The sequence below is a fragment of the Bradyrhizobium sp. CW1 genome (assembly GCF_023100665.1).
Taxonomy (GTDB): Bacteria; Pseudomonadota; Alphaproteobacteria; order Rhizobiales; family Xanthobacteraceae; genus Bradyrhizobium; species Bradyrhizobium canariense_D.
In genome coordinates, this window is sequence record NZ_CP064684.1 from 3838207 (window position 1) to 3862259 (window position 24053).

Genomic DNA, 24053 nt, shown 5'->3' on the forward strand with positions numbered 1-24053 from the left:
ATCAGGTACGTCAGGCGGCCTCGGCCGATGCGGCCGGCATGCCGCCGCGGCAAGCGAGGCAGAAAGACGCGAATGCCAGCGCCGCCCGCGGATCGTTGCCGTTCGACGGCGGCACGAAAGCGAGCGACACTTGCGCGTGTTTGCGGCCGCCCAACAGGCTGGCGTCGATCCCCTCGACGAGCGCGTTGCGATCGTCCTCGGTGAGGAGCGACGGCCAGCCGCTGATCGCGACGCCCTTGCATGGCTTCACGTTCAGCGTATTGCCGATCGCAAGGCCAAGCCGGAACAGCCGCCGGCGCAATTCCTGCCGCACGCGCGACGAGAGCGGCATCGCGGTCACCCACTCGCTGCCGAGCTCAAGCAACTCGGCTTCCGCGACGCCAAGAAGCTCGGCCAAAGCGGGAAGCGACGTATAAGCCTCGACGCAGCCATGATGACCGCAGCGGCAAATTGGTCCGTCGGCTCCGAACACCATGTGGCCGAGCTCGACCGGCTGGAGGACATCGTCCTCGACCGCGTCATCCATCCAGGTGCCCGCGACGCCCTGACCGACGAAGACGAAGAGATGCGCGCCGCTGAATGGATAATGCTCCGTGCGGCAACGGTGAAAGATGGCGTGCGCGACGACCGAATTGGTGAACTCGACCCGCACGCCGGGAAGCGTCTCGCCGAACATCTCGCTGATCCGCCCGACATCGCAGGGAATGATCGGATTGCCTGACGCGCCCAGCCGGCCGAGACCCGGAATCGAGACGCCGATCTGTGCGAGGGGGATACGTCGACGCCGCGTCCACTCGCGCAGCAATGTCATCGCTTCGCGAAACGCCCGGCCGACCGTCGCGACGGTCGGCGTCTTCGGCAGCGGCACATGCCCGGTGTAGTGCAGTTCGCCCGACAGGCCCCCGACCCCGACGCTGAGCCGCTGAGTGGTCAGCTCGAACGCCGCGAGCGCCACCGCCTTATCGAGCGACACGAGACCCGTGGGGCCACCGACATAAGGGGCAGGGCGCCGCACTTCCTCGATCAGGCCTTCGGCCTTCAGATCGAACAGGATGCGCGACAGGCTCGCTTCCGACAGGCGCACGGCCTTGGCCAGCGGCGGGCGAAAAGACCCGCCTGACTGAAGCAGGTGAGTCAAAATGGCAGCGCGCGTCTGCCGCCGACTTCTCGGCTGCTCCGGCATTTCCATCCCTGTCGTCATTCTTACTTAGAGTAAGAATTTGCGCGCGAAGCGTTGCGACGTCAAGCGTCGGCCGAGATATTGCGCCGACTTGTTGTTGTGCACGGCAGCAGGGTTGTGTCCGTGCAAAACAAAACGGCGCCATCCGGAGATGGCGCCGCTTCGAAAGCCGTGATGGGCTCGATCTTACTTCCGGTTGTTGATCGCAACGTAGTCGCGGCGGGTGACGCCGGTGTAGAGCTGGCGCGGACGGCCGATCTTCTGCTGCGGATCCTCGATCATCTCGCTCCACTGGCTGATCCAGCCGACGGTGCGGGCGACCGCGAACAGCACGGTGAACATCGAGACCGGGAAGCCCATCGCCTTCAGCGTGATGCCCGAATAGAAGTCGACGTTCGGGTAGAGCTTGCGGTCGATGAAGTACTGGTCGCTGAGCGCGATCTTCTCGAGCTCGAGCGCCACCTTCAGCATCGGATCGTCGCCATGGCCGGTCTCCTTGAGCACGGCGTGACACATCTTCTGCATGATCTTGGCGCGCGGATCGTAGTTCTTGTAGACGCGGTGACCGAAGCCCATCAGGCGGACTTCAGAGTTCTTGTCCTTCACCTTGGCGATGAACTCGGGGATCTTGTCGACCGAGCCGATCTCGGCGAGCATCGCGAGCGCTGCTTCGTTGGCGCCGCCATGGGCCGGGCCCCACAGGCAGGCGATGCCGGCCGCGATGCAGGCGAACGGGTTGGCGCCGGAGGAGCCGGCGATACGCACGGTCGAGGTCGAGGCGTTCTGCTCGTGGTCGGCGTGCAGGATGAAGATCTTGTCCAGCGCGTCAGCCAGCACCGGGTTGATCTTGTAGTCCTCGCACGGCACGGCAAAGCACATGTGCAGGAAGTTCTCGGCGAACTTCAGCGAGTTTTTCGGATACACGAAGGGCTGGCCGACCGTGTATTTGTAGGCCATCGCAGCCAGCGTCGGGATCTTGGCGATCATGCGCATGGAGGCGATCATGCGCTGCTTCGGATCGTTGATGTCGGTTGAGTCGTGATAGAACGCGGCGAGCGCGCCGACAGCCGCTACCATGATCGCCATCGGATGGGCGTCGCGGCGGAAGCCCTGGAAGAAGCGGGCCATCTGCTCGTGCACCATCGTGTGATGGATCACGCGGTCGTCGAAATCCTTCTTCTGCGCGGCGGTCGGAAGCTCCCCGAACAGCAGCAGATAGCAGGTCTCGAGGAAGTCGCCATTCTCGGCGAGCTGTTCGATCGGATAGCCGCGGTATTCCAGCACGCCCGCGTCACCGTCGATATAGGTGATCTTGGACTGGCAGCTCGCGGTCGAGGTAAAGCCCGGATCGTAGGTGAACAGGCCGGACTGGCCGTAGAGCTTGCCGATATCGATGACGTCGGGCCCGACGCTGCCGCTGTGGATCGGAAGATCGAAATTCTTGTTTCCGACCGTCAGTGTGGCGGTCTTATTGCTTGGTTTGGCGTCCATCAGAGGTCCCCGATGTATGGTGAAACGGGCCGGACCCGGAGGCCCCGATGAGATATCGCGGGGCAGGCCGGATGTTCCAGAAGGTACGGGTGAGATGGGTATATTATTGCTGTGTGCGCTGCAAGATGGCGCCACGCATGGTCGACTTACGTCGTAGGCTGGCCCTCAGCTAGTCCTTAGCCTGATCCTTAAGCCGGCCCTGGCTTTCCTGGCGTCCCAGGACGTCCAAAACCTCGAATATGCCGGGCGACGTCGTCCGACCGGTCAGCGCGGCCCGCAGCGGCTGGGCGACCGCGCCGAGCTTGAGACTATTTTCCTCGGCAAAGGCGCGCAGCGCGGCTTCCGCATTGGCCGCGCTCCACGTCTCGACTTTCTCCAGCGCGGAATGAAGCTGGCCGATCAGCTTGCGGTTCTCAGGCGTCAGCAGCGCCGCCGCCTTCGGGTCAAGCTCCAGCGGCCGGTCCGCGAAAATGAAATAGGCGCTGTCGATCAGCTCGATCAGCGTCTTGGCGCGCTCCTTCAGGGCCGGCATGGCCTTCAGGAGCTGCGCGCGCGTGGTGTCGTTTAACTTGGCCTTAAGCTCGTCGCGGCTGGGCACGACGTGGTCGAGCACGTCCTCGAACATCTTCACGAGTGATTGATCGTCGGCATTGCGGATGTAGTGGCCGTTGAGGTTTTCCAGCTTGGCAAAATCGAAGCGCGCTGCTGCGCGGCCGACGCTGGCAAGATCGAACGCCGCGATCATCTCCTCCGTCGAGAAGATTTCCTGGTCGCCATGGCTCCAGCCGAGCCGGACGAGATAGTTGCGGAGCGCGGACGGGAGGTACCCCATGGCGCGGTAGGCATCGACGCCAAGCGCGCCGTGCCTCTTGGAGAGCTTTGAGCCGTCCGGGCCATGAATCAGGGGGATGTGGGACATGCTCGGCAGCGTCCAGCCCATCGCGTCGTAGATCTGCTTTTGGCGGGCCGCGTTGATCAAATGGTCGTCGCCGCGGATGACGTGGGTGACGCCCATGTCGTGATCGTCGACCACCACAGCGAGCATGTAGGTCGGGTTGCCATCGCCGCGCAGCAGGACGAGGTCATCCAGATTCTCGTTCTGCCAGACCACGCGGCCCTGGACCTGGTCCTCGATCACGGTCTCGCCGGTCTGGGGCGCACGGAGCCGGATGGTGGGCTTTACGTCGGTCGGGGCCGTCGCCGGATCGCGGTCGCGCCACAGGCCGTCATAGAGGCGCGTGCGCCCCTCTGCGCGCGCCTTCTCGCGCATCGCGGTGAGCTCCTCGGCGGTGGCGTAGCAGCGATAGGCCTTGCCGTCGGCGAGCAGCTGCTCGGCGACCTCGCGGTGGCGGGCGGCGCGGCTGAACTGGTAGATGACGTCGCCATCCCAGCCGAGCTCCAGCCATTTCAGGCCGTCGAGGATGGCGCCGATCGCGGCCTCGGTGGAGCGCTCCCGGTCGGTGTCCTCGATCCGGAGCAGCATCTTGCCGCCGTGCTTCTTCGCATAGAGCCAGTTGAACAGCGCCGTGCGCGCGCCCCCGATATGGAGGAAGCCGGTCGGCGAAGGAGCGAAACGGGTGACGACGGGAGAGGTCATTCTTGGCAGGGCCTATGCATTGGAGGCGCTGGTATATAACAGGACCGGAGCATAACTAAAGCCCGGCAGCGGACCGCCAGGGGTTGCTTGAGACCTTGCTTAAGCCCTTGGCTCAGCCAAGGGAATTTGGCAGAAGGGCCGCTGATTTCCCTACAGGATTTTCGTAATGACAGAACCGGTGGCGAACGAGGTTGGGCGCGATTTCATTCGTGACATCATCCAGGCCGACCTCGAGGAGGCCAAATACAAGGAGATCGTGACCCGGTTCCCGCCGGAGCCGAACGGTTATCTCCATATCGGCCACGCCAAGTCGATCGCGCTCAATTTCGGCATCGCCCAAGAGTTTCCGGGCCGTTGCCATCTGCGCTTCGACGACACCAATCCGGTCAAGGAAGAGCAGGAATATATCGATTCCATCCAGGCCGACGTGCGCTGGCTCGGCTTCGACTGGGGCAAGAACCTGTTCTTCGCTTCGGACTATTTCGACCGCCTCTACGAATGGGCGGAGCAGCTGATCCGCGACGGGCTCGCCTATGTCGATGACCAGACCCAGGAGCAGATTCGTCTTGCGCGCGGCACGCTGACCGAGCCCGGCAAGAACTCGCCGTTCCGCGATCGCACCGTGGATGAAAACCTCGACCTGTTCCGTCGCATGAAGGCGGGCGAATTCCCGAACGGCGCGCGCGTGCTGCGGGCCAAGATCGACATGGGTGCGGGCAACATCAATCTGCGCGACCCCGTGCTGTACCGCATCCTGCATGCGCACCATCCGCGCACCGGGACCAAATGGAGCATCTATCCAAGCTACGACTATGCCCACGGCCAATCGGACGCCATCGAAGGCATCACGCACTCGATCTGCACGCTGGAGTTCGAGGACCATCGGCCGCTCTACGACTGGTTCATCGAGAAGCTGCCGGTGCCCTCGAAGCCGCACCAGTACGAATTCGCGCGGCTGAACCTGACCTACACGCTGCTGTCCAAGCGTGTGCTGACCCAGCTCGTCCGCGAGGGCCATGTCGCGGGCTGGGACGACCCGCGCATGCCCACCATGGCGGGCATGCGCCGCCGCGGCGTGCCGCCGGCCGCGCTTCGCGAATTCGTCAAGCGCATCGGCGTTGCGAAAGCCAATAGCGTGGTCGACGTCGGCATGCTGGAATTCTGCATCCGCGAGGAATTGAACCGCACGTCGCAGCGGCGCATGGCGGTGCTTAAGCCGCTCAAGATCGTGATCGAGAATTATCCCGAGGGGCAGACCGAGGAGCTCGAGGCGATCAACCATCCGGATGATCCCTCCGCCGGCACCCGCAAGATCACGTTCGGCCGTGAGCTCTATATCGAGCAGGACGACTTCATGGAGAACCCGCCGAAAAAGTTCTTCCGTCTGTCGCCGGGCAACGAGGTGCGGCTGCGCTACGCCTATTTCGTCAAGTGCACCGGCGTGATCAAGAACGATGCCGGCGAGGTGGTGGAGCTGCGCTGCACCTACGATCCCGCGACCAAGGGCGGCAACGCGCCCGATGGCCGCAAGGTCAAGGCCACCATGCACTGGCTGCCGGCGGCGACATCCGTGCCCGCGGAAATCCGCATCTACAATCAGCTGTTTGCCAAACCGAGCCCGGACGCCTCGAACTTCGCCGCCGACCTCAATCCGCAGTCACTGGAAATTCTCGCTAATGCCCGCGTCGAGGCATCGGTCGCGGAAAGCAATTCGACCGAGCCGATGCAGTTCGAGCGCCAGGGCTATTTCGTGCGCGACAAGGACTCGACGTCCGACAGACCGGTATTTTCCAGGACTATCGGTCTGCGCGACACGTTCGCGAAGGAAGTTGCCAAAGGCTGAAAAGAGCTGCGAGACCACAATGAGCAACGAAGCCGACGCTATCGTTTCCGGCATCATCGCGAAATGGCGCGCCGGCTTCGCCACGCTCGATGCGGCCGCGCTCTCATCGCTCTATGCGAGGAATGCCTTCTTCTTCGGCTCCAACCCAAAGCTCTACCGGGGCAGGGCCGGCGTCGCAGACTATTTCAACGGCCTGCCGCGCTGGCGCAAGCCGAGCGCGGTGTTTTCCGAGGTGACGGCGGCGCAGGCAGGTCCTGATCTGATCAATATGGCCGCGACCATCTCGTTCGATCTCGCCGGCGAACGCCCCGATTTCTCGGTCAAGATGAGCTGGGTCATCATGCGCGAGGACGGCGAGTGGAAGATCGTCAATCACCATGCTTCGTCGCAGGCGCCGCTGATCTGACGAGCGGGCACACGGCTTCGTCATTCTCGTGAGAGAACGAACGTGCTCCCCGCGCGTTGGGGTGGGTCCAACAAGGAACCCACCATGCAGAACATCGCAGAGCATATGGAAGTGATCGGCGCCGACGGCGTCCACATCGGCACCGTCGACAAGGTCGAAGGCAATCGCATCAAGCTGACCAAGAAGGACAGCGGCGAGGGCAGCCACAAGGGCCATCATCACTTCATCGACAAGGGCCTCGTCGCCGATATCGAGGGCAACAAGGTCAGGCTGTCGGCCAAGGCGGATGTGGCCGTGACGATGGAAGAGGAAAAGTAGCGGCCGCGCCCCTTCGTTCCTGATCCGTACCGCTATCCGCCCACCTGCACGTTCCGGTAGCTTCTGGCTTCGTTGCGTATCATCGAGTGCAGGGAATGGCGGAGCCGGGCCGGCCGGTACGATCGCAGGGGATCGCGGGGACGTGGCCCGCGGGCCGCGCCGCGTCCGCGGGCGGCCTCGCGCCTGCAGGCCTCGACCTCTGGACATCGCTGGCCGAGACCCTCCGCGCCTGGCTGCGCGCCGAGGCGGGCGCCGGGCGGCTGTTGCCGTGGGTGCCCGTCGCGTTTGGCTGCGGCATCGCGCTTTATTTCTCTGCCGATCATGAGCCGGTGCTGTGGGTCGTTGCCACGACCGCCATCGCGCTCCTGCTTGGCGCGGCTCTGTTGCGGCGGAGCCGGCTGTTCGCCCCGGCCATCATGATCGCGGCGGTCGCGGCCGGCTTTGCCGTCGCAACCTGGAAGACGGCGCGCATCGCCCACCCGGTGCTGGCAAGGGCGCTCTATTCGGTGTCGTTGTCGGGCTTCGTCGAGGCTCGCGACATCCGCGAGCGTACCGATCGTTTCGTGCTGCGCGTCACGGCGATGGAGGCGCAGCGCAGCGACGTCAGGCTCGAGCGCGTGCGCCTGTCGGTCCGCAAGGGCACCGCGCCGGAGGTCGGTAGCTTCGTTCAGCTGAAGGCACGGCTGATGCCGCCACTCGCGCCGGTGCGGCCCGGCAGCTACGACTTTTCGCGTGACATGTTCTTCCAGGGCATCGGCGCCTCCGGCTTCGCGATGGGCGCCATCACGGTGGCGTCGCCGCCTGAGACCGGCGGCTTACGGCTGCGTTACGCGGCCTTCATGCAAGGCCTGCGCGATGCGATCGATGCCCGCATCCGGGCGACGCTCGACGGCGACAATCGGGCGATCGCGACCGCGCTGCTCACCGGGCGGCGCGATGCGATCACCACGCCCGTCAACGATGCGATGTTCATCTCCGGCCTCGGCCACGTGCTCTCGATCTCCGGTTATCACATGGCCGTCGTTGCCGGCGTCGTGTTCTTCGCGGTGCGCGCGCTGCTCGCTCTGATCCCCGGACTGGCAGCCGGCTTCGCCATCAAGAAATGGTCGGCCGCCGCCGCGCTGGTCGCCGCTGCGTTCTACCTGCTGCTGTCGGGCGCGGAGGTCGCCACGCAAAGGTCGTTCTTCATGACGGCGGTGGTGCTGATCGCGGTGATGGTCGATCGCCGCGCCATCACCTTCCGCACGCTTGCTGTGGCTGCGCTGATCGTGCTGGCGGTCGCGCCGGAAGCGCTGGTGCATCCGAGTTTTCAGATGTCGTTTGCGGCAACGCTCGGCTTGGTCGCACTGGTGCAAATCGGCATGCCCAATTTGTTTGCCTCGCCGGACAATTCGGCGACTGCGCGCATTGCGATGTGGGGTGGGCGCGAGATTGCGATGCTGTTCATGGCTTCGCTGATTGCGGGACTTGCGACCACGCCCTATGCCGCCTTTCATTTCCACCGTGTCACGCCGTTCGGCGTGCTCGCCAATCTCGGCGCGATGCCCGTGGTCTCTGCGCTGGTGATGCCGGCGGGGCTGTTGGGGCTGCTTGCTGCGCCGTTCGGGCTGGACAGCGTGTTCTGGTGGCTGATGGGGATTGGCATCGAGTGGATGGTCGCGGTCTCGCGCTGGGTCGCGGCCTTGCCGGGCGCGGTGGGCCGCATCCCGGCGTTCGGGATCGCGCCGCTGATCGCGGCGAGCCTGGGAATCATTGTGCTCGGCTTGTTGCGCACGCCGCTGCGCTGGTCCGGCGCCCTGGTGCTGCTGGCAGCGATCCTCTGGGGACTGTCGGCGCGGCAGCCCGACATCCTGATTGCCGGGGATGGCGCGAGCGTCGCGGTGCGGGGCAGGGACGGATATCTGCACCTGATCAGGACGAACAAGGACGGCTTTCTGCTCAAGGAATGGCTCGCTGCCGACGCCGATCCGCGCGATGCGGGCAGAGCCTCGCTTGCCGATGGCGTGTCCTGCGACGAATCCGGCTGCGTGACGCCACTGGCCGACGGGAGGCTGGTCGCGCTGGCACTGCGCGTCGACGCTCTCGCAGACGATTGCAGTCGGGCCGCCCTGGTGGTGACGACTCGTCCCGCGCCGCCCGATTGCGCGGCGATGGTGGTCGATCGGCAGCGGCTCGCCAGCCAGAGCGCGCTGGCGCTGACGCAGCGTGGTGACGGTTTTGTGGTTCAGGCAGTGAGGGCGAGAGGCACGAGCCGCCCCTGGTTGCCGGCCGGCGCCGGCGAGGGTGATTTCGACGGCAGCCTCGCGCCAAAGTCGACCGCGCCTCGCATCAAGGACGCAACGCCGGCGGACACCGACCTGCAAGCCGACGATTGATCTGATGGTGCGGAGCAACGCAGTGGTTCGGTGCGTCCGTTCGGATTCGCGGGGCGCAAACCACACCATCTCGCCGGCCACGGCCGGCGATGGCGATTCAATCCTGACCTCCGACCTCGTAGCCGGAGGGCGGCTCTGTCAGCCGATCGGCAGGTGCGTGACGGTCGGCTGCCTGTCGGCGGTGATCTGCGCCTTGTGCTCGCGCTCGGTGACCGACTGAGTCACCGGCAGTTGCAGCACCGTCGCGCGCTGGCCTTCGACGAGCTGCGTCACCAGCACGTATTTGCCGTCGGGGAATTCGATCGCATCATGATGGCGGTCGGGAACGTGCGGATCGATCTTGCCGAACTTGCCGACGCGGGAATTGATGGTGCGCGTCCAGATCCAGCGATTGTCGTAGCGGACGTCGTCGGCGAAGGCGAGCTCCGTCCCCGGCAGCAGGCAGACGGCGACGGACGGATCGGCTGCAGAGGCGAAGCCGCGCGTCGAGGTGCCGCGGAAGCTTGTCGTGACGATCGTCTCGCCGACTTCGGCGGGGCGCGACGCGACGGCATGTAGGCTGTAGTCACACATCGGGTGCTCCTCATGCTGGGATAGCAACCCGCGTCTCTTATCGAGGCGCAGGCCTCTATCAGAGTGGAAGCACGAACGCTGTGCTTGGTTGTGGGCAAATCTGCGGCTGGCTTCCGCAAGCCGCGATCACATTATCTTTCCCGAATTCAATAGGAACAAAGCTCGCCGCGATGCATTCGGGAGGCGCGTACGCGAACATTGCCAACTTGGCTGCAACGGCCGAACTTGACCGCTGGTCGCTGTTTCCTCGAACAACCGAGCCGCGAAGCGGTGCTGCTTGAAGCGGTGCTGCTTCGTCGGCGTGGCGAGGAGCCAGCGTTGGAGGAGGGGCCGGATAGTCTGTGCAGAACCAGAAAGGCTATCCAGCCGGAGCGGACGATGATCCGCTCCAATCTCTGACCGGCGATGCCGATCGGAAGCGCGCGAGGCGCCAAGCACCTCCGGCATGAAGTGCTTCCGATATGAAGTACTGCCGATAGAAAGGACTCCCGGTATCAGTACTTCCGGTAAAGCCCGATCAGCTTGCCCTGAATCTTCACCCGGTTGGGCGGCAGGATGCGGACCTCATAGGCCGCGTTGGCGGGCTCGAGCGCGATCGAGGCGCCGCGACGGCGGAAGCGCTTCAGCGTCGCTTCCTCGTCGTCGATCAGCGCCACCACGATGTCGCCGGTATCGGCGCTCTCGTTGCGCTGGATCAGGGCCATGTCGCCGTCGAGAATGCCGGCTTCGACCATCGAGTCGCCGCGCACTTCCAGCGCGTAATGCTCGCCCGAGCCGAGCATGTCAGGCGGTACGCTGATAGTATGGCTGCGGGTCTGCAACGCCTCGATCGGCGTGCCGGCCGCGATGCGGCCCATCACCGGCACCGCGACGGGACGTTCGCCCTCGTCAGCGGGCAGGCTCGCGCTCGCACGCACCTTGCCGAGATTGCCCTCGATGACGCTCGGCGTGAAGCCGCGGCGGCTGCCAGCGGCTGCCTGGAGCTCCGGCAGCTTGATGACTTCAATCGCACGGGCGCGGTTGGGCAGGCGTCGGATGAAGCCACGCTCCTCGAGCGCCGTGATCAGGCGATGGATGCCCGACTTCGAGCGCAGATCGAGCGCATCCTTCATCTCGTCGAAGGAGGGCGGCACGCCGCTTTCCTTCAGACGTTCACTGATGAACCGCAGAAGCTCGTATTGTTTGCGCGTTAACATCTCGACCAAAGTCCCCCGGTTGATGTCGTCCGATTCCGAGACGCTGAATTCGGCCATAAGCCGCTGCATGCTCGAAACAAATCATGAACAGACACTATATGTTCGATACATGTTCCGCAACTGCTTAATTTACCGTGAACAGAGCAAAGTGCGCGGAACGCGCGTTGCGGGGGCGCTCAGACGGGGAGCCGCAACACTTCGCAAGCCGTGCCGGCTTCGGCCTTCGGCGCGAATGGTGCGCGGACGAGAAGTACCTGTGCTGCAGCGAGATTCGCAAGCAGCGAAGAGTCCTGATGATTGACGGGAACAACGACGCGTGTGCCATCGTCACGCTCCTCAAGATGCGCGCGCAGATAGTCCTCGCGCTGGTCGTTGGCGCCGACGTCGCGGCCGAGCACGGCGCGTTCACGGCGATGGTGAATCACTGAACGGCCCGACAGGGCGCGAATCAGCGGCACCATGAACAGGAAAGCGCACACGTAGGACGATACGGGATTGCCCGGCAGGCCGATCACACCCATTGCGCCGAGTCGCCCGTGCATCATCGGCTTGCCTGGCCGCATCGCGATCTTCCAGAACGCCATCGCGATGCCTTCGTCCCGCAGTGCCTGCTGGACCAGATCGTGGTCGCCGACCGATGCGCCGCCGGTCGTGATCAGGACGTCGGCGCCGCTCTCGCGGGCGCGGCGGATGCCGGCGGTGGTGGCCTCGAGCGTGTCGGCGGCAATACCGAGGTCGATGGTCTCGGCGCCCTCGCTGCGGGCGAGCGCGTGCAGGGCGTAGCCGTTGGAATAGACGATCTGGCCGTGGCCGGGCGTGGTGCCCGGCATCACCAGCTCGTCGCCGGTGGCGAGAATCGCGACCTTCGGACGCCTGACAACGGCAAGGTGCGGATGATTCATCCCGGCGGCGAGCGCGAGGTCTCGCTCGGTCAGACGGCTTCCCTTGCGCAGGAGCACGTCGCCCTCGCGGAAATCGACGCCGGCGGGGCGGATGTGCCGGCCGGCGATCGCGGCTTCCTTGATCGTGATGCGCTTGCCGGCGGCGACCGTGTCCTCCTGGATCACGACGGCGTCCGCGCCAAAGGGAATGACGCCGCCGGTGAAGATCCGCACGGCCTCGCCGGCTCCGACCGTCCCCTCGAACGGTCGGCCCGCTGCGACTTCGCCGATGACGGTGAGCTCCGAATCGATCGTCGCGGCGTCGGCCGCGCGCACCGCGTAGCCGTCCATCGCCGACATCGCTTGCGGCGGCTGCGTGCGCCGCGCCACGACGTCACGCGCGAGCACGCGATGGTAGGCCTCGTCGAGGGAAATCATTTCTTCCGGCAGCGGCTCTGCACCCGCCAGCACCGCGGCAAGCGCGTCAGAAACCGGCATCAAGGCCACGGCGAAAACTCCTGCTCGGCACGTTCGGGCGAATGTTCCGCACGTCTTCTAGCCGAGCGCAGGCGCAGAGGCAAAAGCGGCTGAGCAGGCACAGTCATCCCGCCCCTTCACATTGTTCCGGAAGGCAGGATCAAGCGCGTCGCGGCATGATCCGAAGGAGGTCACAGATCGGCAGGAGAGTGGTCATGGAAGCGACGAAAATCATGGCAAGGCGAGAACGCGCCATGGCCTGAATCGATCAGCTCCCTGCCTGCCCGGGAGTTACGTCGGGCGCCTTGGATCCCTGATCCTTGTCGGGCAGCGGGTCGGCTTGGGATTTCAGGTCGGCGGCCTTGCTCACAAGCTTGGCGGAAAGGTCCGAATCTGAAGTTGTCCTCGCGAATTCAAGAAGAAGAGAGGCCTGCTTGGTGAGGTAGGTTTTGCCCAGCACGATGATGCATCCGTCCGTAGAAGTCCCAACGGACTCTAAGAGTCCGGAAGGCGGTATTCCGTTCCCGGAACTCTGTATAAAAATGTACAAAGTGATCCGGTTCCTCAATTTTTCAAAATTGGTCCGTCGGGCCGTGCCGTCGTGGGTTTCGCGACAACGGACCGTCGTCAAATGCCCAATGCCTTCAATGCGTTCCCGACGTCACGCGGCGAGGTCACATGCACCGCCGTCAAGCCGCGCGCGCGCGCTCCCTCGATGTTTTCGGCAAGATCGTCGAAGAACACGATGCGCCCGGCGGGCACGCCGATCGCCGCAACGACGTGGTCGAAGGCCTCCGCATCCGGTTTGCGCAGGCCGATGCTGGACGACAAATACAGCTCGCGGAAATGGCCGAGGAGGTCGGCATATTCCCTCGAGAAATGGTCCACGTGCGGCCGGTTGGTGTTGGAGAAAGCATAGAGCGGCATCTGTTTCGCTGCGCGCGGCAGCAGCTCGGCGATGTCAGGCATTTCGCCGGCGAAAATCGCGTTCCAGCCTTCCAGGAACTGCGCATCCGAAATGCCGATTCCGAGCGAGGCTCGCAATGAGGCGAAATAGTCCTCATCGCTGATCTTCCCCATCTCGTGCAACCGATAGGCTTCGCTGTCCCGCACATAGCGCGCGACGATGGCTTCGGGCTTGCAGCCGGCATGTCCCGCCCAGCAGGCGATCGCCTTGGAGAAATCGATATCGAGCACGACGCGGCCGAGATCGAACAGGAGCGCATCCGCGCTGCCGGGAGAGAGCGATGTCACCTGCGTCCTTTCACTCAGTATCGATACGGCTCGTGGTCGAACAGCGGAAACGCGCTGAACACACTCGGCGCGTTGGTTGCGGTCGCCTGGTGCAGGCAGGATTTGTTGACCTCGGCGAACGAGGTCGCACCCAAGAGGCCGAGGCAGCGCAGCACTTCGTCCTCGAGCAGTTCCAGCATGCGCGCCACGCCGGCTTCGCCGGCCGCCGCCAGCGCCCAGCATTGCAGCCGGCCGATGCCGACGAGGTCGGCGCCCGCCGCGATCGCCTTGACGATGTCGGTGCCGCGACAGACACCGCCATCGACCATGATCTTGGCGCGGCCGTTCACGGCGTCGACGATCTCGGGCAGCACGTGCATGGCGCCGCGACCGTGATCGAGCTGACGGCCGCCATGGTTGGAGACGTAGATCCATTCGACGCCGTGATCGATCGCGATCAGCGCGTCCTCTGGCGTCGCGATGCCCTTGAGGATCAGCGGGATCTTGAACTTGTCCTTGATCATCTTCACCGTCCGCCACTCCAGACCCTTCTGGTAATCGCCCCCGGTGGCGCGCAAGCGGCTCTCGCGAACGTAGCGCTTGGCGATGTCACGTTCGCGGCGGCTGTAGTGGGCGGTGTCGACGGTCAGGCAGAAGGCGGCGTAGGCGTTCTTCTCGGCCCGGCTGACGACGTCGGCGACGAAGGCGTCATCGCCGCGCACATAGAGCTGGTAGAGCCGCAGCGCGTCGGACGCAGCTTCGGCGGTCTTTTCTAGGCCGGGCTCGGACACCGAACTGAGCATGTGCGCCGCACCGAAAGTGCCGCAGGCGCGTGCCACGCTCGCCGCACCATCCGGATCGAAGATCTCGAGCGCGCCGACCGGGGCGAGGACCACGGGCAGGCGCATCTTGCGGCCGAACTGTTCGACCGAACCTGTAACCTTGCGAACATCGCGCAGCACGCGCGGGCGGAAAGCGATCTCGTCCAGCGCCATGCGGTTGCGACGCATCGTGGTCTCGGTCTCGGCCGCGCCGACGATATAGTCCCATGCATTCTGGTTGAGGTTGGCGCGGGCTTTCCGGATGAATTCATGCAGATTCTGGAACGGCTCGGTGCTAGCGCCGAGCTCGACGTTCCTTTCCGGTTGGATGCGGGGTGCTTCGTTCATTGTTATCCTCCCGAGAATTTGAAGCCTTCCCTGATCGCCTAACCCGTCCGGGGCGCCAAAACCATCCTAAAATGGCATGGCTGCGAGGCGCGGGCCGGCCGGCCGACCCCCGCGGCGCACGAACCGGTCCTGCAACGTTGCCGAAAGTTTGGGTCCGGACCAACCGATTTTTACGGTGTACCCGCCGGCGTGGCATCCCGGCCTTGAAGAAACCAGAATGGTATTGTGAGAAGCAGGCTGGATCGCCATTTGCATGGCGGCTCCCAGCCCCACCGAACCGCGAAGCAAAAAGGCCAGCCTATCCATGCGGAAAACCCTGCTGTTTCCACTGGGCGCGCTCACCGGAGCGTGTCTGACCCTTTTGGTAGCCAGTCCGCACGGCGGCGTATGGGCGGCACGGGCGGCAGCGAGCGCGGATGACGCCTATTCCAAGCTCAATCTGTTCGGCGAAGTGTTCGAGCGGGTGAAGGCGAGCTATGTCGAGAAGCCTGACAATGCCAAGCTGATCGAAGGCGCGATCACCGGCATGGTGACCTCGCTCGATCCGCACTCGCGCTACATGAACGACAAGGCCTGGACCGAGATGCAGGAGACCACCTCCGGCGAGTTCGGCGGGCTCGGCATCGAGGTCACGATGGAGGAGGGGCTGGTCAAGGTCGTCTCGCCGATCGACGACACGCCGGCATCCAAGGCCGGCATCATGTCGGGCGACCTCATCAGCAAGATCGACGGCGATGCCGTGCAGGGCATGACGCTCGAGCAGGCCGTCAACAAGATGAAGGGGCCGGTCGAGACCCAGACCAAGCTCACGATCGTGCGCAAGGGCGCCGACGCCCCGCTCGACGTCGCGATCAAGCGCGAGATCATCCATGTGCGTCCCGTGCGCTTCCACGTCGAGAACGGGGATATCGGCTATATCCGCGTCACCTCGTTCAACGAGCAGACCACCGATGGCCTGAAGAAGGCGATCGCATCGATCACCAAGGAGGTTCCGCCGGAGAAGCTGGTAGGCTACGTGATGGACCTGCGCAACAATCCGGGCGGATTGCTCGACCAGGCCGTGTCGGTGTCGAGCGCGTTCCTGCAGCGTGGCGAGGTCGTCTCGACCCGCGGCCGCAATCCGGAAGAGACCCAGCGCTTTACCGCCCATGGTGGCGACCTCACCAAGGGCAAGCCGCTGGTGGTTCTCGTCAACGGCGGCTCCGCCTCAGCCTCGGAAATCGTGGCCGGCGCGCTGCATGACCACAAGCGCGCGACGCTGATCGGCACGCGCTCGTTCGGCAAGGGCTCGGTGCAGACCATCATTCCGCTCGGCACCGGCAACGGCGCGCTGGCGCTGACCACGGCGCGCTACTACACGCCCTCGGGCCGCTCGATCCAGGCCCAGGGCATCGCGCCCGACATCGAGATCCTCCAAGACGTGCCGCCCGAGCTGAAGGGCCGGATGGACACCATGGCGGAGTCCCAGATGCGCGGTCATCTCCAGGCAGCCGACGGCACCGAGCAGACCGGGTCGCAGTCCTATGTCCCACCGGAAGCGAAAGACGACAAGGCCCTGCATACGGCCTACGACTTCCTGCACGGCCAAACCGCGAATGCGGTCGCCGCCAAGCCGGCGTCGAAGGCTGCGGTGCCGAACTAGGCGCTCGCGACGGTAAGGTGTTGATCGCCCGGGAGCGGATAGCCGTTCCCGGGCGAACTTGTTTCGGGACGCTGTGTCAGCTCGGGTTCATGGCCGCGAAGGTGGCCTCGTAGCAGCCATCGCGCTCGGCCCAGCGGCGGGCGCGGTCGCGCTCGACCAGACCGCGCCGCTGGACCCGCAACTCCAGCAATTGCATGACCTCCGCGACACCCTGCGTCGTGTGTATCGAGGAGAGCTTCTGGGAATGCCGCTGCGCCGACCACGAGGTCGAACTAGCTTGCCTCGCGGCGCCGGCCTTCCTCGCCATTACGCCGGGCGAGACGGCTGCGATGAGCTGCGAACAGCTCCAGCACCTTGTCGGCGGGCTTTGCGGCGCTGAACAGATAACCCTGCATCTCGGAGCAGCCGAGCGCGCGCAGCAACCGCTGCTGCTCCTCGGTCTCGACGCCCTCGGCCGTGGTGGTCATGCGGCGGGCGGCCGCGAGATTGACGAGCGCCTGCACGATGCTGGCGGAGCCGTCGGGGCCGGCGATGTCGTTGACGAAGCAGCGGTCGATCTTGATCTTGTCGAACGGGAAGCGGTGCAGATAGCTTAGCGAGGAGTAGCCGGTGCCGAAATCGTCCAGCGCGATGCGGACGCCGATGGCGCGGAGTTGATGCAGGATCGCAAGCGCCGTGTCGTCGTCGCGGATCAGCACCGCCTCGGTGATTTCGAGCTCGAGCCGGCTCGCCGACAAATTGGAGGCGGCAAGCGCCGCCATGATCTTCAGCGCCAGCGTGCCGCTCTTGAATTGCACCGGCGAGACGTTGACGGCGAGGCGGATGTCGTCGGGCCAGTTCGCCGCGTCCCGGCAGGCGGTCGCCAGCACCCATTCGCCGATCTCGTTGATCAGGCCGGTGTCCTCGGCGATCGGAATGAACTCGGCCGGCGAGACCATGCCGCGCTCGGGATGGCGCCAGCGCACCAGCGCCTCGCAGCCGGTGATGCGGTCGTCCTTCAGGCTGAGGCAGGGCTGGTAATACACCTCGAGGCCGCCTTCGCGTCCGCCTTGGGCGATGGCGTGGCGCAGGGCGATCTCGAGCTGCCGCCGCTCGTGGATCTTGGCGTCCATCTCCGGCTCGAAAAAACGGTAGGTGCGGCGCCCGGCGGCTTTGGCGGCGTACATCGCCATATCCGCGTTCTTCAGGATCTGGTCCAGCGCCGTTCCATGTTGCGGCGCCAGCGCGATGCCGATGCTGGCGTCGGTGGCAAGATGATGTCCCATGCAGTCGAACGGCGCGCGGATGGCCTCAAACACCCGCGCGACGAGTTCGTTGACCTGATCCAGCGATGTCACCGCGCTCTGGACGATGGCAAATTCGTCGCCGCCGAGGCGCGCCACGAAGTCCGCCGGCCCCGCACAGCGGTGGAGGCTCTGCGCGACCGACTTCAGGAGCTCGTCGCCGACGAGATGCCCGAGCGCGTCGTTGACGCCCTTGAACTCGTCGATGTCGATGTAGTGCACCGCGAGTTGTTCGCCGCCGGCGACGAGATCGAGTTCCTGACGCAGATGCTCGTGGAACATGGTGCGGTTGGGCAGGTCGGTCAGTGCGTCGTAATGAGCGAGATGGGTGATGCGCTCCTCGATACGCCGGCGCTCCGTGATGTCCTCATGCGTCGCCACCCAGCCGCCATCCGTGAGCGGTTCGTTCACGATCTGGATCGAGCGACCGTCGGAGGTCTCGACCACCATGGAATTGCGCACGTGGACGTCGCGCAGGACCCGTGCGACATACTGGTCCGCATCGCCGGTGAACGAGCCGGTGGCTTTGCGGTGTGCAATGATGTCGTGAAAGCTGCAGCCGGGTCTCACGATTTCGGCCGACAGCCCGTACATCTCGATGTAGCGCTGATTGCAGATCACGAGCTGCTGCGAGGCGTCGAACAGCAGCAGGCCCTGGGTCATGTTGTTGACGGCGCGGTCGAGACGCTGCTTTTCCAGCGTCAGCCGTTCCCGCGAAAGACGATGCTGCTCCAGGAGCTTGCGAACGATCGCGATCAACACGCCCGCGATGGCGAGCGCGGAAGAGGCCGCGACCGAGATCAGGATGCCGATCTGCTCGCGCCAGTCCGTCAGGGCCGTCGCGCGCGTCGTGGTGGCCATCATCAGGATCGGGAAGTGAGGCAGGGCATGTGAGGAAATCAGCCGGTCCTCGCCGTCGACGGGGCTCATGAAGCGGCCGGTAAAATGGTCGAGCCCGAAAACCCTTTGATGCGCGAACGGACCGTTCTTGAAATTCCGTCCCATCAATTCACTGGAATGGGGATAACGGGCGAGCATCATGCCGTCCCGGTGCAGCATCGAGATCGTCGTGCTTTCGCCGAGCACGGCGGACTCGAAGAATTTTTCGAAGTTTGCCGGCTCAATGCCGCGTCCGACCACACCCATGAATTCGCCGTTCGGTCCGACGACCTTGCGCACGATCAGGATGGTCCATGCGCCGGAGATGCGACTGTAGAGTGGCTCGATCAGGACGTCGGGAGCGTCGGGATCGTACCGGAAGGTCTGGAAATAGGCGCGATCGGCAACGTTCACGTTCGGGGCCGGCCATGCCGCCGACGAATTGATCAAATTGCCTTCGGCATCGATGATATTGACGCCGCCCATGTAGGGCAGTGCCTCGATCTTCGAACGCAGCATCCGGTGGAGGTCCTGGCCGGCGAGGCGCTTGCGATAGTCCGCCGCACTGGTGATGCCGCTTGCGCGGACGTAGTCGACGAAATCCTTCTGGATGACCGCGAAATCCTGCAATTGCTGGTCGAAATGATGGGCCAGCATCAGCACGGTGTTTTCCAGCTCGCGCCCGGAGCTGCGCAGCGCACGTTCGCGGAAATTCTGCGCCATCAGCGTCGCGCCGACGGCGATCGCAGCGATCAACAGCGTGCCGCCCACCACCAGCCAGCGGATCGGTCCGCTGCGCACGAAGGCCTGGTCAAAAAGGCGACTGCCGAATCCCGTCATCATGATCGATCGTTGTCGTGCACACGCCAGGGTCAATTCTTGGCCCCGGAAACATCCGTTGGTTTACGGGAACGGAGTGGAGGCGAAGTTAGCAAGCTGGGTTAATGGGCCGTGAAGGGACCCTCGCAAAAGCAATCAATATGCGATCGAGTATGGGCTGATTGCGCTCGCGATCGTCGCCGTGGTGGACGGCCTGGGCAGCAAGCTCAGTTCAAAATTCGGGTCGATCAGCGCGTCGTTGAAGTAGCAGCCGCAATCAGACGGGGTAATGGCCGGACTTGCCGCCGAGCTTCTCGACCAGATGGATGCCTTCGATGCGCACGCCGCGCTCCACCGCCTTGATCATGTCGTAGATGGTGAGGCAGGCGACCGAGACGGCGGTGAGCGCTTCCATCTCGACGCCGGTCGGGCCCGTGACCTTCACGCTGGCGCGGACGAGGCAGCCCGGCAGCGTTGCGTCTGGCTCGATCTCGACCGTCACCTTCGACAGCGCGAGCGGATGGCAGAGCGGGATCAGCTCCGCGGTGCGCTTGGCGGCCATGATGCCGGCGATGCGGGCGGTGCCGAGCACGTCGCCCTTCTTGGCGTTGCCGGACACGATCAGGTCAAGCGTCGCCCTGGTCATGACGACGCGTCCTTCCGCGACCGCGAGCCGCTCGCTGGCGGGCTTGTCCGACACGTCAACCATCCGCGCCTCGCCGGAGGCGCCGATATGGGTGAGGGCAGGGCCGGTCTTGGTGTTGGACTGGGTCTTGGACTCGGACTTGGCTGGTTTCGTCGCGGTCGGCTTGCGGGCCATGTCAGCGCGTGCCCGTCGCGCGCGCCGTCGTCTCGCGCGCCAGCAATTTGCGCGTCGCAGCGGTAACATCGGCTTGCCGCATCAGGCTCTCGCCGACCAGGAAGGTCGACATGCCGACGCGCTCGAGCCGGGCGAGATCGGCGGGCGTGAAGATGCCGCTCTCGCCGACCATCAACCGGTCGCCGGGGATCAGCGGCGCCAATGTTTCGCTGGTCGCAAGCGTGGTTTCGAAGGTGCGCAGATTGCGGTTGTTGACGCCGATCATCGGCGAACGCAGCTTCAGCGCGCGGTCAAGCTCGACGCGGTCGTGGATCTCGATCAGCACGTCCATGCCGTGGGCGATGGCGGCATCCTCGAGCTCTTTTGCCGCGGCATCATCGAGCGCCGCCATGATGATCAGGATGCAGTCGGCGCCGTGCGCCCGGGCCTCCGCCACCTGATAGATGTCGAACATGAAATCCTTGCGCAGCACCGGCAGTGACGTTGCCGCGCGGGCCGCCACCATGAAGTCGAGATGGCCCTGGAACGAGGGCGTGTCCGTCAGCACGGACAGGCAGGCAGCGCCGCCGGCCTCATAGGCCCTGGCCAACAGCGGCGGATCGAAATCGGCGCGGATCAGGCCCTTTGACGGCGACGCCTTCTTGACCTCCGCGATCAGCGCGTAGTCGCCATTGGCGTGCTTGGCCTTGATCGCGCGCAGGAAGCCGCGCGGTGCTGCTTGCGCCTTGGCCTTCGCCTCTACCGCCGACAGCGGCTGCGCGCGCTTGGCCGCAGCGATTTCTTCGCGCTTGTAGGCTTCGATCTTGGTCAAGATGTCCGACATGTCAGGCTCAGCCGTTCGAGACCGCGATCAAATGTTTCAGCCGCGCGCGCGCCGCGCCGCTGTCGAGCGATTTTGCGCCGATCACGACACCTTCCTTGAGATTCCTGGCACGCCCCGCTACGACCAATGCGGCAGCGGCGTTGATCAACGCGACGTCACGATAGGGGCTCGGCTTGCCGTCGAGCACGCCCTGCAAGGCGATAGCGTTGGCGTCGGCGTCGCCGCCTTTGAGCGCACCGGCCTCGCAGCACGGCAGGCCCGCGTCCTCCGGCGTCACCTCGAAATTCCGGATCTCGCCATTGTGGAGCGCGGAGACGAAGGTCGGGCCGGTGAGGGTGATTTCGTCGAGGCCGTCGGAACCGTGCACGACCCAGGCGGATTCGGAGCCGAGGTTCTTGAGCACTTGCGCCAGCGGCTGCACCCATTGCCGGGAGAACACGCCGACCATCTGCCGTTTCACACCGGCCGGATTGGACAACGGACCGAGCAGGTTGAAGATCGTGCGTGTCGCAAGCTCCACCCGGGTCGGGCCGACGTTCTTCATGGCGGGATGATGGGCGGGCGCGAACATGAAGCCGATGCCGCATTCGCGTATGCAGCGGCCGACCTGTTCGGGCCTCAGATCGATCTTCACCCCCAGCGAAGCCAGCACGTCGGCAGCGCCCGAACGCGACGATAGCGCGCGGTTGCCGTGCTTGGCCACCGGCAGACCGGCGCCCGAAACGATGAAGGAGGCACAGGTCGAGACATTGACCGAGCCGGAGCCGTCGCCGCCGGTGCCGACAATGTCGACGGCGTCCGCGGGCGCATCGACCGTGAGCATCTTGGAGCGCATGGCCGAGACCGCGCCGGTGATCTCGTCCACGGTCTCGCCGCGCACCCGCAGCGCCATCAGGAGGCCGCCCATTTGCGAGGGCGTAGCCTCGCCGGACATCACGGCGTCGAAGGCGGAAGCCGCTTCGTCACGCGACAGGCTGGCGCCGGTCGCCACTTTTCCAATGATCGATTTCAGGTCGTCCATCGCGTGCTTTCAACTCACTGGTTCGCGCCGGTCACCTGCGCGAAGGCGGCCTGATTAATCGTGGTCCCGATGTCGGTTTCAAGCTTGTTGACGTAGGACGCGACCTGCTCCTCGGTCTGCGCGCGGTCGAGACTGTCCTTCAGCTTCTTGACCGCATCGGAAGCGGCATCGACGGTGGGATCGATGATCTCGGTAACGCGGAACACGATCACCTCGGTGCCGCCGGTCACTGCCGTCTGCCCGACGCCGTCCTTGGCGACGCGGAAGGCGGCCGACACGACGGCCGCGGGCACGCTGGCGGGCGAGTCGTCCCGCTTGAAGCCGGTGGCGGTCTCGACCTTGGCGCCGATCGCGGCTGCTTCGTCGGCGAGCTTGCCGCCAGATTCGAGCTTCTGCACCATCTCGGTCGCCTTGGCCTTCAGCTTGGTCGCGATCTGGTCCTGGCGCCAGCGCACCTCGACCTGGTCGCGAACCTCGTCGAGATTGCGGTCGCGCGAGGGCGTGATGGCAAGCACGTCGTACCAGACATAGCCGCCCTTGAACGAGATCGAGTCGTTGTCGACGCCGACATCGGTGTTAAAGGCCTGCGACACCACGTCGAGGCCCTGCGGAATGCCGGAGACCGGCTGGCCGCTCGGCGCGCGGCCGGAACGGTCGACGGCGTCGATGGTCACGGCGGTGAGGCCGAGCTTCTGCGCCGCGTCGATCACGCTGGCACCGCCGCCGCGCTCGTCTTCCATCTTGTCGCGGAGATCGGCGACCTTGACGCGCGCACGCTCGGTGGCGATCTCGCGCTTGATGTCGGCGGCAACGCTCGCGTAGTTCGCCTCAGTGCCCGGCTCGATCTTTTCGACCTTGACGATCGACGTGCCGAGACGGCCCTGGATCGGCTGGCTGATTTCACCGGCGGGAAGCGCGAAGACAGCGTCTCCAACTGCGGGATCGAGCGAGGATTTGGTCACGAGCCCGAGATCGACGTCAGACGCGCTCAGTCCGCGCTCCTTGCCGAGGTCCTCGAACGACGTCCCGCTGGTGAGCCGCTCGCGTGCGGCCTGTGCCTCGGCGGCGTTGGGGAATACGATCTGCTGGATTTGGCGCTTCTCCGGCGTGCCGAGCCGGTCCTTGCGCTGGTCGAATGCTTTCTTGGCGTCCTCGTCCGACACCTCGCTCCACTTGCCGATCTCCTCCGGCGAGACCACGACGAACGCGATCTTGCGATATTCGGGCGCGCGGAACTTGACCTTGTGATCCTCGAAATAGGCGGCGAGCGCCTCCGGCGATGGCGCGTCGATGGTGCCTGCCTGGGCTGCGTCGAGCCTGACGAATTCAATGGCGCGCTGCTCGTTCTGGAAGCGCGTCAGCACGTCGAGCATCGCCTTCGGCGGCTCGAGGCCGGCACCGATCGTGCCGGTGATCTGCCGACGCAGTGAGACCTTGCGCTGCTCCGAAACGTAGCGCTGCTCGGTATAGCCGAAATTGCGGATCACGGACTGAAAGCGGTTCGAATCGAAGTTGCCGCCGACGCCCTTGAAGTTCGGGTCGTTCATGATGAGCTGGCGGATCTGGTCGTCGGACTGGCCGAGCCCGAGCCGGCGCGCCTCTTCGTCGAGGGCGGCTTCCGCGATCGTCTGCTGGAGCACCTGACGGTCGAGGCCGAAGGCGCGCGCCTGCTCAGGCGACAGCGGCCGGCCGAACTGGCGGCTGATCTGCTGGAGGCGATCAGTGTAAATCTGGCGGAACTCGTTCAACGAAATCTCGGTGCCGCCGACCTTGGCCACGGTGGATTGCCCAAAACCCTTGAAGATGTCGGCAATGCCCCAAACGCCGAAACTGATGATCAGCACGCCCATCACAATGGCCATAATGGTCTTGCCGAGCCAGTTTGATGAGGCCTTGCGCATTCCTCGAAGCATTTGGTCCAACTTGTTTGGCAGGAGGGGAACGGGAGCGCGTCTTAATGCAGATTCCGCAAAAGCGCGTCACCAAATTGATCAATCATCATAAAGTGGTGGCTTTCCCCCCGCAAC

General features: G+C 64.8%; 20 protein-coding genes. 6 read left to right on the forward strand and 14 right to left on the reverse strand.

The genetic code is table 11. The annotated features are described in order from the left end of the window. Positions 1 to 10 precede the first annotated feature (10 nt). The 3 genes from IVB54_RS18810 to gltX form a co-directional block, all read right to left on the reverse strand. Complete coding sequence (locus IVB54_RS18810) at positions 11 to 1189, reverse strand: ROK family transcriptional regulator (RefSeq protein ID WP_198957573.1); 1179 nt, start codon at positions 1187 to 1189, stop codon at positions 11 to 13. A gap of 177 nt (positions 1190 to 1366) precedes the next feature. Then, entirely contained in the window at positions 1367 to 2671 is a 1305-nt protein-coding gene (gltA, locus tag IVB54_RS18815) for a citrate synthase (RefSeq protein ID WP_018458093.1), read from the reverse strand. A 169-nt stretch (positions 2672 to 2840) separates the two neighbouring features. Next, on the reverse strand, positions 2841 to 4268 hold the full coding sequence (gene gltX / locus IVB54_RS18820; protein WP_085353254.1) for a glutamate--tRNA ligase: 1428 nt from the start codon (positions 4266 to 4268) through the stop codon (positions 2841 to 2843). Positions 4269 to 4434: 166 nt separating this feature from the next. On the opposite strand from gltX, the gene IVB54_RS18825 reads away from it, so the two are divergent. The 4 genes from IVB54_RS18825 to IVB54_RS18840 all read left to right on the forward strand — a co-directional run bounded on the left by IVB54_RS18825 (position 4435) and on the right by IVB54_RS18840 (position 9210). After that, the gene (locus tag IVB54_RS18825) at positions 4435 to 6111 is read left to right on the forward strand and encodes a glutamine--tRNA ligase/YqeY domain fusion protein (protein ID WP_085395031.1); all 1677 of its coding nucleotides are present in this window, start codon (positions 4435 to 4437) and stop codon (positions 6109 to 6111) included. Between the two features lie 19 nt (positions 6112 to 6130). Then, positions 6131 to 6517: a nuclear transport factor 2 family protein gene (locus IVB54_RS18830; RefSeq protein WP_018458090.1), complete on the forward strand. Its 387-nt coding sequence runs from the start codon at positions 6131 to 6133 to the stop codon at positions 6515 to 6517. Positions 6518 to 6601: 84 nt separating this feature from the next. Then, positions 6602 to 6835, forward strand: a complete 234-nt coding sequence (locus IVB54_RS18835; RefSeq protein WP_007610829.1) for a DUF2171 domain-containing protein — start codon at positions 6602 to 6604, stop codon at positions 6833 to 6835. Positions 6836 to 6930: 95 nt separating this feature from the next. Continuing rightward, positions 6931 to 9210: a ComEC/Rec2 family competence protein gene (locus IVB54_RS18840; RefSeq protein WP_247336797.1), complete on the forward strand. Its 2280-nt coding sequence runs from the start codon at positions 6931 to 6933 to the stop codon at positions 9208 to 9210. Between the two features lie 138 nt (positions 9211 to 9348). Here IVB54_RS18840 and IVB54_RS18845 read toward each other — a convergent pair whose 3' ends face one another. The 6 genes from IVB54_RS18845 to IVB54_RS18870 all read right to left on the reverse strand — a co-directional run bounded on the left by IVB54_RS18845 (position 9349) and on the right by IVB54_RS18870 (position 14739). Continuing rightward, complete coding sequence (locus tag IVB54_RS18845) at positions 9349 to 9783, reverse strand: hypothetical protein (RefSeq protein ID WP_018458088.1); 435 nt, start codon at positions 9781 to 9783, stop codon at positions 9349 to 9351. A gap of 494 nt (positions 9784 to 10277) precedes the next feature. Beyond that, positions 10278 to 10979, reverse strand: coding sequence for a transcriptional repressor LexA (gene lexA / locus IVB54_RS18850; RefSeq protein ID WP_026233499.1), 702 nt, complete (start codon positions 10977 to 10979; stop codon positions 10278 to 10280). Between the two features lie 176 nt (positions 10980 to 11155). Next, entirely contained in the window at positions 11156 to 12367 is a 1212-nt protein-coding gene (gene glp / locus IVB54_RS18855) for a gephyrin-like molybdotransferase Glp (RefSeq protein ID WP_085395034.1), read from the reverse strand. A gap of 238 nt (positions 12368 to 12605) precedes the next feature. After that, positions 12606 to 12797, reverse strand: coding sequence for a hypothetical protein (locus IVB54_RS18860; protein WP_026233498.1), 192 nt, complete (start codon positions 12795 to 12797; stop codon positions 12606 to 12608). A gap of 167 nt (positions 12798 to 12964) precedes the next feature. Next, positions 12965 to 13591 carry an HAD family phosphatase gene (locus IVB54_RS18865; RefSeq protein ID WP_085395035.1) on the reverse strand — a complete coding sequence of 209 codons (627 nt, stop codon included), beginning with the start codon at positions 13589 to 13591 and terminating at the stop codon, positions 12965 to 12967. A gap of 14 nt (positions 13592 to 13605) precedes the next feature. Continuing rightward, on the reverse strand, positions 13606 to 14739 hold the full coding sequence (locus tag IVB54_RS18870) for an alpha-hydroxy acid oxidase (RefSeq protein ID WP_018458083.1): 1134 nt from the start codon (positions 14737 to 14739) through the stop codon (positions 13606 to 13608). A gap of 304 nt (positions 14740 to 15043) precedes the next feature. Here IVB54_RS18870 and IVB54_RS18875 point away from each other — a divergent pair, with 304 nt between their 5' ends. Beyond that, on the forward strand, positions 15044 to 16381 hold the full coding sequence (locus IVB54_RS18875; RefSeq protein WP_026233497.1) for a S41 family peptidase: 1338 nt from the start codon (positions 15044 to 15046) through the stop codon (positions 16379 to 16381). Positions 16382 to 16653: 272 nt separating this feature from the next. Here IVB54_RS18875 and IVB54_RS18880 read toward each other — a convergent pair whose 3' ends face one another. Further along, on the reverse strand, positions 16654 to 19386 hold the full coding sequence (locus IVB54_RS18880) for an EAL domain-containing protein (RefSeq protein ID WP_247336794.1): 2733 nt from the start codon (positions 19384 to 19386) through the stop codon (positions 16654 to 16656). 142 nt (positions 19387 to 19528) lie between these two features. On the opposite strand from IVB54_RS18880, the gene IVB54_RS18885 reads away from it, so the two are divergent. Beyond that, a complete protein-coding gene (locus tag IVB54_RS18885; protein WP_247336957.1) occupies positions 19529 to 19630 on the forward strand; it encodes a Flp family type IVb pilin in 102 nt (33 codons plus the stop codon). A gap of 9 nt (positions 19631 to 19639) precedes the next feature. Here the strand turns inward: IVB54_RS18885 and moaC are convergent, their stop codons facing one another. The 4 genes from moaC to IVB54_RS18905 are packed head-to-tail and all read right to left on the reverse strand — an operon-like array spanning position 19640 to position 23939. Continuing rightward, positions 19640 to 20182 carry a cyclic pyranopterin monophosphate synthase MoaC gene (gene moaC, locus IVB54_RS18890; RefSeq protein ID WP_247777440.1) on the reverse strand — a complete coding sequence of 181 codons (543 nt, stop codon included), beginning with the start codon at positions 20180 to 20182 and terminating at the stop codon, positions 19640 to 19642. A 1-nt stretch (position 20183) separates the two neighbouring features. Next, positions 20184 to 21005, reverse strand: coding sequence for an indole-3-glycerol phosphate synthase TrpC (gene trpC / locus IVB54_RS18895; protein WP_247777441.1), 822 nt, complete (start codon positions 21003 to 21005; stop codon positions 20184 to 20186). A gap of 7 nt (positions 21006 to 21012) precedes the next feature. Then, positions 21013 to 22026 carry an anthranilate phosphoribosyltransferase gene (trpD, locus tag IVB54_RS18900; protein WP_247336787.1) on the reverse strand — a complete coding sequence of 338 codons (1014 nt, stop codon included), beginning with the start codon at positions 22024 to 22026 and terminating at the stop codon, positions 21013 to 21015. 14 nt (positions 22027 to 22040) lie between these two features. Then, positions 22041 to 23939: a peptidylprolyl isomerase gene (locus IVB54_RS18905; RefSeq protein ID WP_247777442.1), complete on the reverse strand. Its 1899-nt coding sequence runs from the start codon at positions 23937 to 23939 to the stop codon at positions 22041 to 22043. Positions 23940 to 24053 lie beyond the last annotated feature (114 nt).

What these genes read in the sequence shown, in the direction of transcription:
- IVB54_RS18830 (WP_018458090.1), top strand. Translation starts at nt 6,131, where the DNA reads ATGAGCAACGAAGCCGACGCTATCGTTTCCGGCATCATCGCGAAATGG.
- IVB54_RS18875 (WP_026233497.1), top strand. Translation starts at nt 15,044, where the DNA reads ATGCGGAAAACCCTGCTGTTTCCACTGGGCGCGCTCACCGGAGCGTGT.
- IVB54_RS18835 (WP_007610829.1), top strand. Translation starts at nt 6,602, where the DNA reads ATGCAGAACATCGCAGAGCATATGGAAGTGATCGGCGCCGACGGCGTC.
- IVB54_RS18870 (WP_018458083.1), bottom strand. Translation starts at nt 14,739, where the DNA reads ATGAACGAAGCACCCCGCATCCAACCGGAAAGGAACGTCGAGCTCGGC.
- lexA (WP_026233499.1), bottom strand. Translation starts at nt 10,979, where the DNA reads ATGTTAACGCGCAAACAATACGAGCTTCTGCGGTTCATCAGTGAACGT.
- IVB54_RS18845 (WP_018458088.1), bottom strand. Translation starts at nt 9,783, where the DNA reads ATGTGTGACTACAGCCTACATGCCGTCGCGTCGCGCCCCGCCGAAGTC.
- trpC (WP_247777441.1), bottom strand. Translation starts at nt 21,005, where the DNA reads ATGTCGGACATCTTGACCAAGATCGAAGCCTACAAGCGCGAAGAAATC.
- gltA (WP_018458093.1), bottom strand. Translation starts at nt 2,671, where the DNA reads ATGGACGCCAAACCAAGCAATAAGACCGCCACACTGACGGTCGGAAAC.
- IVB54_RS18810 (WP_198957573.1), bottom strand. Translation starts at nt 1,189, where the DNA reads ATGGAAATGCCGGAGCAGCCGAGAAGTCGGCGGCAGACGCGCGCTGCC.
- moaC (WP_247777440.1), bottom strand. Translation starts at nt 20,182, where the DNA reads ATGGCCCGCAAGCCGACCGCGACGAAACCAGCCAAGTCCGAGTCCAAG.
- IVB54_RS18825 (WP_085395031.1), top strand. Translation starts at nt 4,435, where the DNA reads ATGACAGAACCGGTGGCGAACGAGGTTGGGCGCGATTTCATTCGTGAC.
- IVB54_RS18905 (WP_247777442.1), bottom strand. Translation starts at nt 23,939, where the DNA reads ATGCTTCGAGGAATGCGCAAGGCCTCATCAAACTGGCTCGGCAAGACC.
- gltX (WP_085353254.1), bottom strand. Translation starts at nt 4,268, where the DNA reads ATGACCTCTCCCGTCGTCACCCGTTTCGCTCCTTCGCCGACCGGCTTC.
- IVB54_RS18880 (WP_247336794.1), bottom strand. Translation starts at nt 19,386, where the DNA reads ATGATGACGGGATTCGGCAGTCGCCTTTTTGACCAGGCCTTCGTGCGC.
- trpD (WP_247336787.1), bottom strand. Translation starts at nt 22,026, where the DNA reads ATGGACGACCTGAAATCGATCATTGGAAAAGTGGCGACCGGCGCCAGC.
- IVB54_RS18840 (WP_247336797.1), top strand. Translation starts at nt 6,931, where the DNA reads ATGGCGGAGCCGGGCCGGCCGGTACGATCGCAGGGGATCGCGGGGACG.